This is a genomic window from Pseudomonas sp. GD04058 (genome assembly GCF_029836855.1).
GTDB classification, from domain to species: Bacteria; Pseudomonadota; Gammaproteobacteria; order Pseudomonadales; family Pseudomonadaceae; genus Aquipseudomonas; species Aquipseudomonas bharatica.
In genome coordinates, this window is record NZ_JAOECN010000034.1 from 12241 (window position 1) to 29840 (window position 17600).

Sequence of the window (17600 nt, forward strand, 5' to 3'; positions counted from 1 at the left end):
CTGAAATAAAAAAGCCGGCAAACGCCGGCTTCGAGTCGATCAGTCGGGCACGCCCCCGGGGAAGAACAGGCGCTGCAGCTCTACTCCCGGCTCCTCGGCACGCATGAAGGCCTCGCCTACCAGGAACGAGTAGACCTCGTTGATTTCCATCAGCTCGACATCGGCCCGATTGAGGATGCCGCTCTCGGTAACCGCCAGGCGATCGCGCGGAATGCGTGGCAGCAGGTCCAGGGTGGCTTCCAGGCTGACCTCGAAGGTGTGCAGGTTGCGATTGTTGACCCCGATCAGCGGAGTGTCGAGGGTCTTCAGCGCGCGCTCCAGCTCGTCGCTGTCATGCACTTCCACCAGTACGTCGAGGCCGACGCCTTTTGCAGTGGCGGCCAGTTCGGCCATCTTCACGTCGTCCAGGGCAGAGACGATCAGCAGCACACAGTCGGCGCCCAAGGCACGGGCTTCGACGATCTGGTACGGATCGACCATGAAGTCCTTGCGGATAACCGGCAGCGACACCGCAGCACGGGCCTGCTGCAGGTAGGCGTCAGCCCCGAGGAAGTAGTCCACATCGGTCAGCACCGACAGACAGGTCGCCCCACCTTTCTCATAGCTGACGGCGATTTCCGCCGGAACGAAGTGCTCGCGGATCACACCCTTGCTCGGCGACGCCTTCTTGATCTCGGCGATGACAGCCGGCTGCTTGCGCCGGGCCTGCTCGATCAGCGCATTGGCAAAGCCGCGCGGCGCATCGGCGGCCGCGGCCAGGCGCTCCAGCTCGGCGAGACTGACCCGGGCGCTGCGCTCAGCGACCTCCTCGACCTTGCGGGCGAGGATCTTTTCCAGAACCGTCGGCACACTCATCCTTCATTCTCCTGCTTGAATACCGCGGTAAAGGCACCCAGCTCTTCCATCTTTTCCCGAGCGAGGCCGGTGTGCAGTGCATCGTGGGCCAGTTCGACGCCTTGCTTGAGGCTTATTGCCAGATCCGCTGCATAGAGTGCCGCGCCAGCATTGAGGACGATCATCTCGGCGGCCTTCTGGCCGTTCTCGGTCTTGCGTCGGCCAATGGCATCGCGGATCAACGCCAGGGACTCCTCCGGACCGCTGACCGCCAGGCCGTGCAGGCTCTGGCTTTTCATGCCAAGGTCTTCCGGCTCGACCCAATACTCGGTGATTTCACCGTTCTTCAATTCGGCGACGAAGGTCGGTGCGGCGAGGCTGAACTCGTCCAGGCCATCCTTCGAGTGCACCACCAGCACATGCTTGCTGCCCAGGCGCTGCAGCACTTCGGCAAGCGGGCGGCAGAGTGCCTGGGTAAACACACCGACAACCTGGTGCTTCACACCAGCCGGATTCGTAAGCGGGCCGAGCATGTTGAACAGGGTCCGCAGACCCAGGTCGCGGCGCGGGCCTGCGGCGTGTTTCATGGCGCTGTGATGGGTCTGGGCGAACATGAAGCCGATACCGACGCTGTCGATGCAGCGGGCAACCTGGACCGGCGTCAGGTTCAGGTAGATACCTGCGGCCTCCAGCAGATCGGCGCTACCGCTTTTGCCGGAGACCGCGCGGTTACCGTGCTTGGCTACCGTGCAACCAGCTGCGGCGACGACGAACGCCGAGCCGGTGGATACGTTGAAGATATTGGCGCCGTCACCGCCGGTACCGACGATATCGACCACACCGTCGAGGGTTTCCAGTTCGACCTTGTCCGCCAGCTCGCGCATGACCGAAACCGCGCCGACGATCTCGTCGATGCTCTCGCTCTTCATGCGCATACCCATCAGGAAAGCGCCGATCTGCGCCTCCGTGCACTGACCGGTCATGATCTGGCGCATCACATCGCGCATTTCCTCGGTGGACAGGTCGAGTTGGCTGACGATACGGCCCAGGGCAGTCTTGATATCCATGCGCAATCCTTAACGGCGGCCGCCGGTCTGCTTGAGGAAATTGGCGAACAGCGCGTGGCCCTGCTCGGTGAGGATCGACTCGGGGTGGAACTGCACGCCTTCGATGTTCAGGGTCTTGTGACGCAGGCCCATGATTTCATCGATGGAGCCGTCTTCGAAGGCGGTCCAGGCGGTCATCTCCAGGCAGTCCGGCAAGGTTTCGCGCTTGACCACCAGGGAGTGGTAGCGCGTTACGGTCAACGGATTGTTGAGACCGGCGAACACGCCCTTGTTTTCATGGACCACCGGGCTGGTCTTGCCGTGCATCACCTGGCGCGCGCGCACCACGTCCCCGCCGAAGGCCTGGCCGATGGACTGGTGCCCCAGGCAAACGCCCAGGATCGGCAGCTTGCCGGCGAAGTGATGAATGGCGGCGATGGACACACCGGCCTCGGTCGGTGTGCACGGGCCGGGAGAGACGACGATGCGCTCGGGCTGCAGGGCCTCGATCTGTTCGATGGTCAGTTCGTCGTTGCGAATGACCTTGACCTCTGCCCCCAGCTCGCCGAAGTACTGGACGACGTTGTAGGTGAAGGAGTCGTAGTTGTCGATCATCAGTAACATCTGGGCTCAACCTCTTGAATACTGACTTTGAAAGGTCGCCTTCCCGACTGCCGACATGCAGTGCCACCCGCCCCAGTCATTTCCAACTGTTGCGAAGGTGTGTGGAATCATTTCAGAAAGGCAAAACGTAACGGGCCGGAAAACCGGCAGGAGATAAAGTCAGGCGCGCCAACGCCAGCGGGCGTGGGCCTTGATAACGCGCATCAAGAGTTTGCTGACGATCAACACGGGGTAGGTCTCGTTCATACGTTGCCGCACAGTAGCTTACGGAAACAATGCGCGCAATATCGAGGGGGCACGAAGCCAGGGATTTGCTACCGTGTTCGGGCGCAATGCCCAAAAACAACGACAAAAGGACTCTTGCGATGAGAAAACGCCGTTATCTGCGTCAATCCGCCGCGTGCTTGCTCGCCCTCGCCTGTGCCAATGCCATGGCCACTCCCTCCCCCTACTCGACGATGATCGTGTTCGGCGACAGCCTCGCCGACGCCGGCCAGTTCCCCGACCCCGATGGTGCGCCCGGCACCAGCCAGCGCTACACCAACCGCAACCCGGACGGCACTTTCGCCCCGGTGTCGTCGATGCTTCTCGGCGGCTACCTGGGCATCGCCCCGGGCGACCTGAATGCCTCCACTTCACCGGTCAACGCCGCCTTGGGCATTGCGGATGGCAACAACTGGGCGACCGGCGGCTATCGAACCGACCAGATCTTCGAATCCATCACCGGCGAATCCCTGGTGGTCATTCCCCCGGGCAACCCTGGCGAAGGCACGGTGCTGCGCCAGCGCCCGGGCTACCTGGCCGGCGGACGCCTGGCCGATCCCAATGCGCTGTATTACCTCACCGGCGGCGGCAACGACTTCCTCCAGGGGTTGGTGACTTCGCCTGCCGCCGCCGCAACATCGGCCACCCAACTGGCGGCCAGCGCGCAGGCGCTGCAACAGGCGGGGGCGCGCTACATCATGGTCTGGCTGCTGCCCGACCTCGGCTTGACGCCGGCGCTGAACGGCACACCGCTGCAAGACGCCAGTTCGCAGCTCAGTGCCTTGTTCAACCAGGCCCTGGTCAGCCAGTTGGCACGGATCGATGCCCAGATCATTCCGCTGAACATCCCTCTGCTGTTCCAGGAAGCCATCGCCTCGCCAGGCCTGTTCGGCCTCGCCAGCGACCAGAACCTGCTGCAAACCTGCTACAGCGGCAACGGCTGCACGCAGAATCCGGTATATGGCGCCAACGGCAGCAACCCGGACGCCAGCAAGCTGCTGTTCAACGACTCGGTGCACCCGACCATCGCCGGCCAGCGGATGATCGCCGACTACGGCTATTCGATCCTTTCCGCGCCCTGGGAACTGACGTTGCTGCCGGAAATGGCCCATGGCACCTTGCGCGCGCATCAGGATGAGCTGCGCAACCAATGGCAAGCCGACTGGCAGCCGGTCGGACAATGGCAGGCGATCGTCGCTGCGGGCGGGCAAAAGCTGGATATCGACAGCCAGCGCAGCTCGGCCAGCGCCGACGGCCACGGCTACAACCTCACCGTCGGCGGCAGCTACCGTCTCGACCAGGACTGGCGCATCGGTATCGCTGGCGGCGTCTATCGGCAGAAGCTGGAAGCGGGAGCACGGGACTCCGACTATCGCCTGAACAGCTACCTCGCCACCGTCTTCGCCCAGTTCAACCACGGCCGCTGGTGGGCCGATGCCGCGCTGACCGGCGGGCGCCTGGACTACGACGACCTGCAACGCACCTTCGCCCTCGGGCCCAATGACCGCAGCGAGAAAGGCGATACCGATGGCGATGTAGTCGCCGTCTCCGCCCGCCTCGGCTTCGATCTGGCGGCGCCGGGCAGCGAGTGGAGCCTGTCGCCATTCGTCAGCGCCGATTACGCGCGAATCGAGGTGGATGGCTATAGCGAGAAAGGCATGCGGGCCACGGCGCTGACCTTCGATGACCAGAAACGTGATTCACGGCGGCTGGGTGCCGGGCTGCAGGGCAAGTACCGGGTGGCGCCAGCGACCCTGCTGTTCGGCGAGGTTGCCCATGAGCATGAGTTCGAGGATGACACGCAGGACCTGACCATGCACCTGAACAGCCTGCCGGCGAACGACTTCACCCTGACCGGGTATACGCCGCAGAGCAATCTGAACCGGGTGAGCCTGGGCCTGAGCCAGACGGTGGCGCCGGGAGTGGCGCTGCGCGGAAGCTACAACTGGCGCAAGAGTGACGAGTTGACCCAGCAAGGGGTCAATCTGGCCTTGAGTCTGGAGTTCTAAGCGCAAGAGGCTATGTTGTTACTGATGGCCTCATCGCTGGCAAGCCAGCTCCCACAGGGACTGTAGGAGCTGGCTTGCCAGCGATTTAGGGCCAACACTTATGTCCGAGGGGTCTGCTCAGCCAGCGCCACCGCGCGGAACATCGCCCGGCGCTTGTTGATGGTTTCTTCCCACTCCAGCGCCGGCACCGAGTCGGCGACGATGCCGCCACCGGCCTGCACATGCAGCTCGCCGTCCTTGATCACTGCCGTGCGAATGGCAATGGCCGTGTCCATGTTGCCGTTCCAGGCGAAGTAGCCGACCGCACCACCATAGACACCACGCTTGACCGGCTCCAGTTCGTCGATGATTTCCATCGCGCGGATCTTCGGCGCCCCCGACAGGGTGCCCGCCGGCAGGATCGCGCGCAGGGCGTCCATGGCAGTCAGGCCGTTCTTCAACTGCCCGGTGACGTTGGAAACGATGTGCATCACGTTGGAGTAACGCTCGATCACCATTTTCTCGGTCAGCTTCACCGAGCCGACTTCCGACACGCGCCCGGTATCGTTACGTCCCAGGTCGATCAGCATCAAGTGCTCGGCGATCTCCTTATCGTCCGAGAGCAGGTCTTCTTCCAGCGCCCGGTCGGCCTCCTCGGTGGCGCCGCGCGGGCGGGTACCGGCGATCGGCCGCACGGTGACCAGGTTGTCCTCGACCCGTACCAGCACTTCCGGCGAGCTGCCCACCACGTGGAAATCGCCGAAATTGAAGAAGTACATGTACGGCGTGGGATTGAAACAGCGCAGCGCGCGGTAGAGGTCGATCGGCGCCGCCTTGAAGTCGATGGACATGCGTTGCGACGGCACCACCTGCATGCAGTCACCGGCGAGGATGTACTCCTTGATGGTGTCTACCGCGCGTTCGTAGTCCGCCTGGGTGAAGCTGGAGCGGAACGCCGGCTCGGCGGCCTGCGGGCCGCTGAAGTCGAGGCCGCGGCGCGGAGTGATCGGCTGGCGCAGTTGCTCCAGCAAATCCTGCAGACGGGCCTGCCCCTGCTCGTAGGCGTTGTCCTGCGCCGGGTCAGCGAGGACGATGGCGTGCATCTTGCCGGCCAGGTTGTCGAAGACCACCACTGCATCGGACACCATCAGCAGGATATCCGGCACGCCCAGCGGGTCCGGGTTCGGGCATTTGCCCAGACGCTTCTCGACATAACGCACACAGTCGTAGCCGAAGTAGCCGACCAGGCCACCGTTGAAGCGCGGCAGACCGGCAATGGTCGGAACCTTGTAACGCTCCTTGAAGGTTTCGACGAAGGCCAGCGGGTCTTCCACATCGTGGCGCTCGGTCTCGACACCGTCGACGGTGATGCGCACCTGGTGATCATGCACCCGCAGTACGGTTCGGCTTGGCAGGCCGATGATCGAGTAGCGCCCCCACTTCTCACCGCCCTGAACCGACTCCAGCAGGTAGGAGTTGGGCTGGTCGGCCAGTTTCAGGTAGATCGACAGCGGCGTGTCGAAGTCGGCCAGCGTTTCACAGGCCAGGGGGATGCGGTTGTAGCCTTCAGCGGCCAGGCGCAGGAATTCTTCGCGGGTCATGATTGCCTCGTGGCAGTAGGGCAGAAAAAGACAAATGGCAAACGGGCCGGGTCGGAGCCGGCTGGAAAGAAGTCAGGCGCGCCAACGCCAACGGGCCAGGGCCTTGATGACTTTCATCCAGAGTTTGCCAGGTGCTACCACGATGGAATCTCTACCGGGGGGAAGGTTGAAGGGCTCAACGTTAGCTCAGTGGCTGCACCGAAGCAACCGGGAGCAAGGCGCGCAGATCGTCGATCACCAGCGCCGGCGATTCCTCGCTGATCGGCCGGCCGTGATTGTAGCCGTAGGTCAGGCCCACGCACTTGACCCCGGCCGCCTTCGCCGCCTGCACATCGCTGCGTGAATCGCCGATGAACAGCGCCTCGTCCGCCGTCACCCCGGCCAGTTGCATGACATGCAGCAAGGCGGCAGGGTCCGGTTTCTTCTGTGGCAGGGTGTCGCCCCCGATGATCCAGCGGAAATACGGGCCAATCTGCATCTGGTCCAGCAGCGGACCGACGAAGCGCTCGGGCTTGTTGGTGATCAGGGCCATTTCCACGCCCTGCGCCTGCAGCCAGCGCAAGGTGTCGCGCACGCCCGGATAGATCACCGTACGGTCATGGCTCTCGCCATAGGCACGGAGGAAAATCTCCAAGCCGTGCTCGGCTTCCTGGTCGCTGACCGCCGAATGCTCGATGCCACCGGCCAGGGCCCGGCGCACCAGCACCGGCGCGCCGTTGCCGACCCATTGGCGCACGGCTGCGACACCGGCAGGCGCGCGGCCCATTTCGAGCAGCATGCGATCCACCGCCGCCGCCAGGTCCGGGACCGAGTCGATCAGGGTCCCGTCCAGGTCGAACATCACCAGGCGTGGCAAGCGTTGCGCAAACAACTGCTCGAAGCCGCTCATGGGCGGGCCAGCGCCAGTTCGGCGCGCATCTGGTCGATGACCGCCTTGTAGTCAGGGGCATTGAAGATCGCCGAACCGGCGACGAAGGTGTCGGCGCCAGCGGCAGCGATTTCGCGGATGTTCTTCACGTTCACGCCACCGTCGATTTCCAGGCGGATATCCCGGCCGCTGGCATCGATAAGGGCGCGGGCCTCGCGCAGCTTGTCGAGGGTGCCGGGAATGAATTTCTGCCCGCCGAAGCCCGGGTTTACGCTCATCAGCAGGACCATGTCGACCTTGTCCATCACGTACTTCAGCGCGTCCAGCCCGGTGGCCGGGTTGAACACCAGGCCGGCCTTGCAGCCACCGTCGCGGATCAGTTGCAGGGAGCGGTCGATGTGCTGCGAGGCTTCCGGGTGGAAGGTGATGTAGGTGGCGCCGGCCTCGATGAAGTCGCCAATGATGCGGTCGACCGGGCTGACCATCAGGTGCACGTCGATCGGCGCGGTCACACCGTACTTGCGCAGGGCCGAGCAGACCATCGGGCCGATGGTCAGGTTGGGCACGTAATGGTTGTCCATCACGTCGAAGTGGACGATATCGGCGCCGGCGGCAAGCACGGCATCCACGTCCGGGCCCAGGCGGGCGAAGTCGGCGGACAGGATCGAGGGGGCAATAGCGAAGGGCTGCATGGCGCACCTTTGGGCAAATTCACGGTGGCGCGCATTGTACATCAGGGAAAAGCAGATGATGGATGAATGGAGATCTCCTGAGCACTGCAAAACCCTGTGGGAGCTGGCTTGCCAGCGATTGGGCCGGCAATGACAAAGATGTTGTCAGGTCGGGCCAAATCGCTGGCAAGCCAGCTCCCACAGGGGCCAGTCAAGCTTAGGAAGGCTGCTGTGTCCGCAGTTTCTCGCTGCGCCCGCGCAGCCATTCCAGGGTCAGCAACAGCACTACCGAGAAGGCGATCAGCAAGGTGGCCGCCGCCGCGATGGTCGGGCTCAGGTTCTCGCGGATACCGCTGAACATCTGCCGGGGCAGGGTCGCTTGCTCTGGGCCGGCGAGGAACAGCGTTACCACTACCTCGTCGAACGAGGTCGCAAAGGCGAACAACGCCCCCGAGATCACCCCAGGCGCGATCAGCGGCAGGGTCACCCGACGGAAGGTGGTGATCGGCGAGGCGCCCAGGCTTGCTGCGGCGCGGACCAGGTTGTGGTTGAAGCCTTGCAGGGTCGCCGACACGGTAATGATGACGAACGGCACACCCAGCACCGCGTGCACCAGGATCAGCGACAGGAAGCTATTGCCCAGGCCCAGCGGGGCGAAGAACAGGTAACTGGCCACGCCGATGATCACCACCGGCACCACCATTGGCGAGATCACCAGGGCCATGATCAGCGACTTGCCGGGGAAGTCCCCGCGGGTCAGGCCGATCGAAGCCAGGGTGCCGAAGACCATCGCCAGCACCGTGGCCGCCGGGGCGACGATGATGCTGTTCTTCAGGGCCCGCATCCATTCATCGGAAGCGAAGAAGTTGTGGTACCACTGCAACGAGAAGCCTTGCAGCGGGTAGACCAGGAAGCTGCCGGAGTTGAACGACAACGGAATGATCACCAGCACCGGCAACACCAGGAACAGCAGGATCAGCCCGCAAAGAATGCGCAAGCTGTAGAACCAGACCCGCTCGACGGGCGACATGTACGGACTCAGCATGACGACGCTCCTCAGCTCAGACGCAGGCGGCTGGAGCCGACCAGCCAGCTATAGATCAGGTACAGCAGCACGGTGGCCAGCAGCAGCAGGCCGCCCAGCGCGGTCGCCATGCCCCAGTTGATGCTGGTGTTGGTGTAGAAGGCCACGAAGTAGCTGACCATCTGGTCGTTCGGGCTGCCGAGCAGCGCCGGGGTGATGTAGTAACCGATGGCCATGATGAACACCAGCAGGCACCCAGCACCCACGCCGGCGTAGGTCTGCGGGAAGTACACGCGCCAGAAGCTGGTGAAGGGATGGCAACCCAGGGAGATGGCCGCGCGCATGTAGGTCGGCGAGATGCCCTTCATCACGCTGTAGATCGGCAGGATCATGAATGGCAGCAGGATGTGGACCATCGAGATGTAAACGCCGGTGCGGTTGAACACCAGTTCCAGCGGTTTGTCGATGATACCGATGGCCATCAAGGCGCTATTGATCAAGCCGCCGGATTGCAGGAGCACGATCCACGCCGCCACGCGCACCAGGATCGAGGTCCAGAACGGCAGGAGCACGAGGATCATCAACAGGTTGCTCTGCCGGGTCGGCAGGTTGGCCAGCAGGTACGCCAACGGATAGGCCAGCACCAGGCAGATGGCGGTGATAACGAAGCCCATCCACAGGGTCCGGGTGAAGATATCCAGGTAGATGGATTGATCCGGGGTGGCCGGGGCCAGTTCACCGAGATCGTCGATGCGGTGGTCGAGGGCCGCCAGCAGATAGAATGGCGTCACGCTGCTGGTATTGCGGCGGATCGCCTGCCAGTAGGCGGGGTCGCCCCAGCGCTCGTCGAGCTCCTGCAACGCTTCCTTATAGGAAGCCGGCTCGGTCTTGAACGGCAGGGCCCGGGCAGTTTTTGCCAGCAGGCTGCGGTAGCCGGCCAGTTCCATGTTGAGACGCTTGGACAGGTCGCCCAGGGTCTGGTTCTTGCGCGACTCGGCGAGGTCTTCGCTCAGCGCTTTATAGACGGGCTCGCCCGGCAGGCTCTTGCCATCCCATTCGGCCACGGCGGCCACGGTGCGCGGCAGGCCGCCGACCACCTCGGGGTTGCCGACACTCTTGTACAGCAGCGCGGCGATCGGCACGAGAAACACCAGCAGCAGGAACAGCGCCAGCGGCGCGATCAACGCCTGCGCCTTGAAGCGGTTGACCCGCTCGGCACGCGCCAGACGCTGCTTGAGGGTAGGACCTGCGCCTTCTTTGAGGGGCACTGCGATGGCCATAGCGAACTCCGGAAATCTTGGAAAACGGGGAGCGCCGGCTCGGCACCGGCGCTCCATCGGGGCGACTTACTTGGCCGCCCAGGCGTTGAAGCGTTGTTCCAGCTGTTCGCTGTTGTCAGCCCAGAAAGCCACGTCGATCTGCACCTGGTTGGCGATATTTTCCGGGGTGGTCGGCATGTCCTTCTTGATCTCGTCGGACAACAGTGCGACCGCCTTGGAGTTGGCCGGACCGTAGGCAATGTTTTCCGAGTAGATCTTCTGCTGCTCAGGCTGTACCGAGTAGGCGATGAACTTCTTCGCTTCCTCGGCGTTCTTGGCGCCCTTCGGAATGGCCCAGGCGTCGAAGTCGTAGATACCGCCGTTCCACACCACCTTCAGGTTGCTCTCCTTCTGCACCGCGGCGATCCGGCCGTTGTAGGCCGAGCTCATGACCACGTCGCCGGAAGCGAGGTACTGCGGCGGCTGGGCGCCGGCTTCCCACCATTGGATGTTCGGTTTCAGCTCGTCGAGCTTCTTGAAGGCGCGATCCTGGCCGTCCTTGGTGGCGAGCACCTTGTAGACGTCCTTCGGCGCAACGCCGTCGGCCATCAGGGCGAATTCCAAGGTGTACTTGGCGCCCTTGCGCAGGCCACGCTTGCCAGGGAAGTTCTTGGTGTCCCAGAAGTCCTTCCAGCTGGTCGGTGCGGTCTTCAGCTTGTCGGCGTTGTAGGCCATGACCGTGGACCATACGAAGAAACCGACGCCGCATGGCTGAATAGCGCCTGGCACGTAGTCGGACTCGTTGCCGAACAACGCAGGATCCAGTTCCTCGAACATGCCCTCGTCACAGCCGCGAGCCAGCTCCGGCGACTCGACCTCCACCAGGTTCCAGGACACGCTCTTGGTGTCGACCATGGCCTTGACCTTGGCCATTTCCCCGTTGTACTCGCCCGCGACGATCTTGCCCTTGCCCGCCTTTTCCCACGGCTCGTAGAACGCCTTGACCTGCGCCGCCTTGTTGGCGCCGCCGAAGGAAATCACGGTCAGATCGCTTGCCGCCATTGCGTGGGTCGCAGTGCACAGACCCAATGCCAGGGCGGTCAACTTCAAGTGTTTGAGCATTCTTGTTCTCTCCACAGTGCAGGGTGTTGGTTAGCAAACCTCAGTGGGCTTCCAGGATAGGATCGAGGGCACGTGCATGCTCGACCTCCCAGCCCAGCGGTACCACGTCGCCCACGGCCAGGGCCGGGTCGAGTTCGGCGATAGGCTGCTTCACGAAGAAGTCGGCCTTGCCGCAGACCTCCAGACGAACCCGCACGTGGTCGCCCAGATAGATGAACTCGGCCACGCGGCCGGAGAAGCGGTTCACGCAGCTTTCGCTGTGGCCGTTCAGGCGCACCCGCTCCGGACGCACCGACAAGGTCACCGGCTCGCCTGGCTGGCCGACGTTGACCGCCAGTGCCTCGACCTTCTCGCCACGGGCCAGGGCCACCAGGCAGCGCTCGCCGTCGCTGCTGAGCAGGCGGCCGTTGATGCGGTTGTTCTCGCCGATGAAGTTGGCGACGAAGGTATTCTTCGGCTCTTCGTAGAGGGTGCGCGGATCGGCGATCTGCTGGATCTCGCCCTGATGGAACACCGCCACGCGGTCGGACATGGTCAGCGCCTCGCCCTGGTCGTGGGTCACGTAGACCACGGTCACGCCCAGGCGCTGGTGCAGGTGCTTGATCTCCATCTGCATGTGTTCGCGCAGTTGCTTGTCGAGGGCGCCGAGGGGTTCGTCCATCAGTACCAGCTGCGGTTCGAACACCAGCGCCCGGGCCAGGGCCACGCGCTGTTGCTGGCCACCGGACAGCTGGCCGGGGTAGCGCTGGGCGAAGGCATCGAGCTGGACCATGTTCAGTACGCGCTTGACCCGCTCGCTGATGTCGGTCTTGCTCAGGTTGCGCACGCTGAGGGGGAAGGCCAGGTTCTCGGCCACGGTCATGTGCGGGAACAGCGCGTAGTTCTGGAACACCATGCCGATGTCGCGCTTGTGCGGCGGCACGTTGTTGATCGAGCGACCGGCCAGCTTGATCTCGCCGGCAGTCGGCGTCTCGAAGCCGGCCAGCATCATCAGGCTGGTGGTCTTGCCCGAGCCGGAGGGGCCAAGCAGGGTAAGAAACTCGCCCTTGCGGATGTCCAGGTTGAGGTCCTTGACGATCAGCGATTCGCCGTCGTAGCTCTTTTGCACACCACGGAAGCTGACCAGGATCTCGCCGGACGCAGCGTTCGAACTGACCTCACTCATACCTGCACCTTTTTGTTGGATGACTGCTGTGATCCAAGCGTAAGGAAAGGCCCGGGCGGCGCAAATCGGGGGTGCTGAGAGATTGATATCAGCCGGGTGGAAGGGTGCTTGTAGGGATCGCCCTACAAAGATGGCGGGTTTAGGTATGTCTTGAGCTCCCACAGTATCCACGGCGCTGCCGAACCCTGTGGGAGCTGGCTTGCCAGCGATGAGGCCCGCACAAACGACATCACTCTTTCAGACGTCGCTTTCAGAACACTCAGAGCAGCTTGTGCTCCATCGCGTACTTCACCAACTCCGCCAGCGAGGTGACATTCAGCTTCTGCATCAGGCGCGCCTTGTGCGTGCTGATGGTCTTGTTGCTCAGCGCCAGTTGCTGGGCGATATCGTTGACATTGGCCCCCTGGGCCAGGCGCTCGAACACCGAGAACTCGCGCTCCGACAGCAGCGAGTGCAGCGGCCGGGTATCGGTCAGGCCGACCTCGAAGACCATGCGGTCGGCCAGGTCCGGATCGATATAGCGCCCGCCTCCGGCTACCCGCCGGATCGCCGTCAGCAACAAGGCCGGGTCACTGTCCTTGGTGGCATACCCCGCAGCGCCCACCTTCAACGCCCGGGCGGCCATCTGCGCTTCGTCGTGCATGGACAACACCAGGATCGCCGGCGGTGCATTCAGCGCACGGATCCGCGGAATCGCCTCCAGGCCGTTGACTCCCGGCATCGAAATGTCCAGCAGGACCACTTCGCACGGGGTATGCCGCAGCGCGTCCAGCAACTGTTCGCCATTGCCCGCCTCGCCCACCACCTGCATGTCCTTGGCCAGGCCGATCAACTGCTTGATGCCCTCGCGCACGATGGTGTGGTCTTCGGCCACCAATACTCGAATCACTGCCCCGCTCCTGTTTCATCCAAAGGAATACGCACGCTCAGGCTGGTGCCCTCGCCAGGTTCACTGTGCAGATGCATCTCGCCACCCAGCATCAGCACCCTTTCCCGCATGCCGACCAGCCCGAAGGAGCTTGGCCGACTCTCATCCGTCATGAATCCCACACCATCGTCGCTAACACTCAGACACAGCATAGGCCCTTCCCGGGTCAGGCTGATCTCCACGGTATGCGCCCGGGCATGGCGCATGACATTGGTCAGCACCTCCTGCAGCACCCGGAACAGCCCGGTAGCCTTGGCATCGCTCAAGGGCGGCAGGTTTTCCGGCACCTGGACCAGGCAGGGAATCTGCGTCCGCGCCTCGAAGCGCCTGGCCTGCCACTCGATGGCCGAGGCAATGCCGGCATCCAGGATCGGCGGACGCAACGCCGTCGCCACATCGCGAACCAACTGGAAAAGCTGAGCGATCAAGCGCTTCATGCTGCCCAAACGTTCCGTCAGACCTGGGTCAAGGTCGGCGTAGGCCAGCTCGCACATGGACGTTTCCAGCTTCAGCACGGTCAACATCTGGCCCAGCTCGTCATGCACTTCCCGGGCGATCCGCGCCTTTTCCTCTTCGCGCACACTTTCCAGGTGCGCGGCCAGCTCGCGCAGATGCTCGCGGGAGCTTTCCAGCTCCAGCTCGGCATGCTTGCTCTGGGTGATATCCCAGACGATGCCGTCCCAGACCACCCGGCCATTGCTCAAGGTCCGGGCACTGGCCTTGATATCGGCCCAGCGCTCCTCACCTTGACGGGTGAGTATGCGGCCCTGCCACGACCAGTCGCTGTCAGTGGCCAGGGCCTGGTCCTGGACCCGGTGATAGTCCGCGCGATCATCGGCATGCACCAGGTTGCGCAGGCCCATCTTCGGGTCCTGGATCTCCGCCGGGGCGTAGCCGACCAGGGTTTCACTGCCTTCGCTGATGTAGGGAAACTCCAGCTCGTCGATCCCCGGGTCGCGCTCCAGGCGGAACACCAGCCCGGGCACGTTGGCGGCGATCCCCTTTAGCCGCGCCTCGCTCTCGCGCTGGGCGGCCTGGGCGCGCCGGCGCTCGCTGACATCCGTCAGGTACACCACAAGGTATTCGGCATCGCGAAAACGCAGGAAGCTCAAGGACACATCCACCGGCAGGAACGAGCCATCGGCCCGCAGCCACTGGGTTTCGAAGCGCTGCGCCGACTCGTCGCTGGCCCGCGCGCGCTTCCACAGGTCGAGCCAGCGGTCCATGTGCAGTTGCGGCTCGAAGTCGATCAGCGGTCGCTCCACCACCTTGCCCGGCTCGTAGCCGAGCATGACCTCGGCAGCGCGGTTGGCGTAGCGCACATGGCTGTCCCAGTGCACCCAGAGAATGCCGACGGTGCTCTGGTCCAGGGAGAACTGGCTAAGGCGCAGCGCCTCCTCACGCCCCAGGCGCTCGGCCAGATCCTCCCTCGCCGCGAGCAGGTTGTGTTCCAGGAAACTCTGCTGGCGGCGCTGCCAGACGATGATCGCCACGCTACTGAAGAACAGTGCAGCGAACAGCAGCGCAAGGTTCTGCCAGAAACCGGGAGACTCGCTGAGGCGCGGATACCTGGGTTGCAGCCAGCGGCTGTGCAGTTCTTCCAGGTCTCTTGCGGGAATTGCCTGCAGACCACGCTCGAGCACATCCGCGAGCAGCGGCCAGTCCCGCCGCGAGGCGACCCGCAGCAGTTGCGGGAAACCGATATCGCCCACCACCGCCAGTTCGCTGAACTCGCTCTCGCGGGACAGCCGGCTCAGTTGCGCTTCATCCACTACCGCATAACGGGCCTGCTCACTGACCACCAGTTGCAGGGCCTGGCGTTCGCCGGGCACACCCTGGAGATTGAGATTGGTGTAGGTGGCGCGCAGATGGTCGGCCACCGCACTGGGCATGCGCACGGCAACCCGCTCGATCTCGCCGATGTTCTCCACATCCACCGCCACCGCGCCGTTGCGCTGGCCGACGATCAACTGCGGCACGCGCATATAAGGGTCGCTGAACAGCCACAGGCGCAGGCCGGCAGGCGTCTGGGTCAGGCCCGGGGCCAGGTCGATCTCGCCCCGGGCCAGGGCATGCTCAAGTTCGGCCTGGTCGGCGAAATTGCGCCACGTCAGGTCCAGGCCAAGGTTGCGCGCCAGCAGGTTCATGACCTCGACATTGACCCCGGATAACTGTTGCAGGCGCCGGTCGAACTGGGCGAAGGGCGCCTGCAGGATCATCCCCACGCGCAGGCTGCGATGCTGCTCCAGCCATTCCCGCTGAGCCGGGTCGAGCTGCACCAAGGAGGGCGCAGGAGCAGCCCAAACGATCAAGGGCAGGAAAAAACAGCCGATAACCCACAGACGGCGCAAACCAATCATCTTGAATCTCGTCATATAGAAGGACGCCTGCCGAGCATGGCCGTCCCGGACAAATACCATTAGGCTGCCGGTCTCAATCTGGCCTGGATCGATCAATGTTCTCACTTTATCGCGCAACGCTTCCTGCGTTATGCCTGACCTTGATACTACCTTGCAGCGCCCATGCCGAGGATGGCAAAACGCCAGAAAGCAGCGCGGATGCCACGGTGCAACGCCCGGCCCTTATCGAGCGCAATCAAGAGGACGCCCTTGCCCTGGAGCGCCAGGTGCCAAAGGAACAGCAACAAACCCTGCAGGCAGGCAGCGACAGCTTTCTCGCCCTGTGGAAACCGGCGAATGATCCGGCACCCCACGGCGTGCTGGTACTCCTTGCCGGCGCCGGCGAAACAGCCGACTGGCCGAAGACCGTCGGCCCGTTGCGGCGCAAGTTCCCGGATGCGGGCTGGGGCACCCTGAGCCTGGCCCTGCCCGACCTGCTGACCGACAGCCCGGTGGCGCGCACTGAAAGCCCCGCCCCGGCACCCCAGGCAGAAGACACCAGCAAGGCCGCTCCGGCCAAGGACACACCGGCCGACGCCAACGCCAACATCGCTCAGGCCACGGCGCCGGAGACTGACACGGAAACCAGCGATAGCCCACCCGCCGACGCCAGCAGCGACAACACCGACGCCGAACGCATCTTCGCCCGCCTCGATGCCGCCGTGGCCTATGCCCAGCAGCAGAACGCGCGCAGCGTGGTGATCCTCGGCAACGGCACCGGCGCCTACTGGGCCGCGCGCTACCTGAGCGAACGCCAGCCGGCGCAAGTGCAGAAGCTGGTAATGGTATCGGCACAGGCACCCATCAAGGCCGAACACAGCCTGGACAGCCTGACGCCGTCGCTGAAAGTGCCAACCGCAGACCTCTACTACAACGATCAGCGATCGGCCCGTCACACAGCACAGCAGCGGCTACAAGCCAGCAAGCGCCTGAAAGACAGCACCTACAAGCAGATCGCCCTGACCGCGATGCCCGGCAACCGCTCCGCGGAGCAGGAGCAGTTGTTCCGGCGGATTCGTGGCTGGCTGAACCCGAGCAACGTGGACTAGAAATCGAGGCGTTTGCGAATGATCGCATAGGCCTGGTGCAGCTCGCGGGTACGTTCGGTCGCTTCGCGCACCTTGGCCGGACTGGCACCGCTGCCTTGCAGCTTGTCGGGATGGTGGCGACTGACCAGGCGACGATAGGCCCGCTTGATCTCGCTGGGCACAGTGTCCGGGCCGACGCCCAGCAGTCGCAACGCCTCGGCGTAGCTGCCGGGCCCTTCCAGCACCGCCTTGCGCGGCTCATAGTCGCCCGCCAGGGCCTGCACCTTGGCCGCTGACCAGCCCAGTTGCCGGCCCCAGTGCAGCAGCAACTCCCTCTCGTCACGCCCGGCGCGGCCATCGGCCCAGGCCATGCGGCAACAGGCACGCAACACCCCTTCTGCGGCATGGGGTTGTTGCTTCAACCGTTGCAGGTAGCCCTCGACCCTCTCCCGTCCGGCCTTGCCGAGGTTGAATGCCGCGATGGCTTTCCTGCGGGCATCGTCGTTCATTTCCAGGCGCTGCATTTCCTGGCGCGCCTGCTGGATATGCGCTTCGACCACCCGCCCGTCACTTTTGGCCAGCCGCCCCAGCAGCACGAACAGCACCTCGTCGTCGCGAAGCACCGGACGACCACCGAGCTTTTCCCGCAGGTGCGCCCAACTGTGCAACTGCAAACGGCGGTCCATCGCCTGCCCGAGCAGGGCTCCCAACAGCGCGCCAGGAATGCTGGCAACGGCAAAGCCGGCTCCGGCTCCGATCACTGTGCTCGGCCACAGCAT

The 17600-nt window shown here is 63.9% G+C and carries 14 protein-coding genes and 1 pseudogene; 2 read left to right on the forward strand and 13 right to left on the reverse strand.

Annotated features, from left to right (window positions below; genetic code table 11):
- Positions 1-39: 39 nt before the first annotated feature.
- Genes trpC through N7650_RS22270 form a run of 3 tightly spaced genes read right to left on the reverse strand, consistent with a single transcriptional unit; the run spans position 40 to position 2504 of the window.
- Positions 40-855 (reverse strand): indole-3-glycerol phosphate synthase TrpC, encoded by an 816-nt coding sequence (gene trpC, locus N7650_RS22260; RefSeq protein ID WP_279900048.1) that lies wholly within the window; start codon positions 853-855, stop codon positions 40-42.
- The gene (gene trpD / locus N7650_RS22265; RefSeq protein WP_279900049.1) at positions 852-1901 is read right to left on the reverse strand and encodes an anthranilate phosphoribosyltransferase; all 1050 of its coding nucleotides are present in this window, start codon (positions 1899-1901) and stop codon (positions 852-854) included. The genes trpC and trpD overlap by 4 nt, the downstream gene beginning before the upstream one ends.
- A gap of 9 nt (positions 1902-1910) precedes the next feature.
- Positions 1911-2504, reverse strand: coding sequence for an aminodeoxychorismate/anthranilate synthase component II (locus N7650_RS22270; protein ID WP_064302969.1), 594 nt, complete (start codon positions 2502-2504; stop codon positions 1911-1913).
- Between the two features lie 365 nt (positions 2505-2869).
- On the opposite strand from N7650_RS22270, the gene estP reads away from it, so the two are divergent.
- Positions 2870-4777, forward strand: coding sequence for an esterase EstP (gene estP, locus N7650_RS22275; protein WP_279900050.1), 1908 nt, complete (start codon positions 2870-2872; stop codon positions 4775-4777).
- A gap of 98 nt (positions 4778-4875) precedes the next feature.
- Here the strand turns inward: estP and trpE are convergent, their stop codons facing one another.
- From trpE to N7650_RS22320, 9 genes and pseudogenes are all read right to left on the reverse strand, one after another.
- Positions 4876-6357, reverse strand: coding sequence for an anthranilate synthase component I (gene trpE, locus N7650_RS22280; RefSeq protein ID WP_279900051.1), 1482 nt, complete (start codon positions 6355-6357; stop codon positions 4876-4878).
- A 72-nt stretch (positions 6358-6429) separates the two neighbouring features.
- A pseudogene (locus N7650_RS22285) lies at positions 6430-7246 on the reverse strand (phosphoglycolate phosphatase).
- Positions 7243-7917 carry a ribulose-phosphate 3-epimerase gene (gene rpe / locus N7650_RS22290; protein WP_009404268.1) on the reverse strand — a complete coding sequence of 225 codons (675 nt, stop codon included), beginning with the start codon at positions 7915-7917 and terminating at the stop codon, positions 7243-7245. Before rpe ends, N7650_RS22285 begins: the two are co-directional and overlap by 4 nt.
- A gap of 196 nt (positions 7918-8113) precedes the next feature.
- Entirely contained in the window at positions 8114-8941 is an 828-nt protein-coding gene (locus N7650_RS22295; protein ID WP_009404267.1) for an ABC transporter permease, read from the reverse strand.
- Positions 8942-8952: 11 nt separating this feature from the next.
- On the reverse strand, positions 8953-10200 hold the full coding sequence (locus N7650_RS22300) for an ABC transporter permease (RefSeq protein WP_009404266.1): 1248 nt from the start codon (positions 10198-10200) through the stop codon (positions 8953-8955).
- Between the two features lie 66 nt (positions 10201-10266).
- Positions 10267-11301, reverse strand: coding sequence for an ABC transporter substrate-binding protein (locus N7650_RS22305; RefSeq protein WP_009404265.1), 1035 nt, complete (start codon positions 11299-11301; stop codon positions 10267-10269).
- A 40-nt stretch (positions 11302-11341) separates the two neighbouring features.
- The gene (locus tag N7650_RS22310; protein WP_009404264.1) at positions 11342-12466 is read right to left on the reverse strand and encodes an ABC transporter ATP-binding protein; all 1125 of its coding nucleotides are present in this window, start codon (positions 12464-12466) and stop codon (positions 11342-11344) included.
- Between the two features lie 259 nt (positions 12467-12725).
- Positions 12726-13355, reverse strand: a complete 630-nt coding sequence (locus N7650_RS22315; protein WP_009404263.1) for a response regulator transcription factor — start codon at positions 13353-13355, stop codon at positions 12726-12728.
- Complete coding sequence (locus N7650_RS22320; protein ID WP_279900054.1) at positions 13352-15754, reverse strand: transporter substrate-binding domain-containing protein; 2403 nt, start codon at positions 15752-15754, stop codon at positions 13352-13354. Before N7650_RS22320 ends, N7650_RS22315 begins: the two co-directional genes overlap by 4 nt.
- A gap of 95 nt (positions 15755-15849) precedes the next feature.
- Here N7650_RS22320 and N7650_RS22325 point away from each other — a divergent pair, with 95 nt between their 5' ends.
- Entirely contained in the window at positions 15850-16842 is a 993-nt protein-coding gene (locus N7650_RS22325; RefSeq protein WP_279900056.1) for an alpha/beta hydrolase family protein, read from the forward strand.
- Here the strand turns inward: N7650_RS22325 and N7650_RS22330 are convergent.
- Positions 16839-17600 carry a TerB family tellurite resistance protein gene (locus N7650_RS22330; RefSeq protein WP_279900057.1) on the reverse strand — a complete coding sequence of 254 codons (762 nt, stop codon included), beginning with the start codon at positions 17598-17600 and terminating at the stop codon, positions 16839-16841. The genes N7650_RS22325 and N7650_RS22330 overlap by 4 nt on opposite strands.